2 protein-coding genes are annotated in these 517 nt (G+C 41.8%); one reads left to right on the top strand and one right to left on the bottom strand.

The genetic code is table 11. The features are described from left to right. The coding region (locus ACS8FD_RS24600) for a transglycosylase SLT domain-containing protein (RefSeq protein WP_439277772.1) at positions 1 to 283 on the top strand (283 nt) is incomplete at its 5' end. Between the two features lie 94 nt (positions 284 to 377). Here ACS8FD_RS24600 and ACS8FD_RS24595 read toward each other — a convergent pair. Beyond that, positions 378 to 517 (bottom strand): LysM peptidoglycan-binding domain-containing protein (locus ACS8FD_RS24595; RefSeq protein ID WP_439277773.1); only part of this gene is annotated, 140 nt, incomplete at its 5' end.

Here is a 517-nt window from a genome sequence, read left to right as displayed (position 1 = left end):
CGGCGGCGGCGCTCGTTATTTAGAACAGATGAAAGCTGACTTCGCTGATGTGCCAAAGACTGATCGAATCTGGTTTGCACTTGCGGCTTATAACATGGGCCCTAATGCAGTCAAACGTATACAGCGCAAATTGAATGCTGCCGGTATCGATGATAAAAGCTGGGCGAACGTCTATACATATTTATCAGAAAATAGAGCTTCCAATAGCCGTTATGGGCAGGCGATGCATTATGTAAGTAATATCAGAAGCTATCTTGAAACGATTAAAACTCGTATGGTCTAGGCATGTGAGTTTATAGAAAAAACACAAAAAAGCTGCTCTTATGCAAGAGCAGCTTTTTTATTGTTGAATCATATTAATCATAATCAATGATGAGTTAGCGATTAGGTACTGTCAGACGTTGACCACGTTGTAGCATAGTGTTTGCCGCGATATTGTTCATATCAGCAAGTTCTTGAGTTGAGACCCCATATTTACGAGCCAGTCCGATAAGACTATCTCCAGAGCCAACCGTGT

The sequence above is a fragment of the Psychrobacter sp. 1U2 genome, from assembly GCF_051847575.1.
The sequence above is the reverse complement of the archived record's forward strand: the minus strand, read 5'-3'. Positions and strand labels throughout refer to the sequence as shown.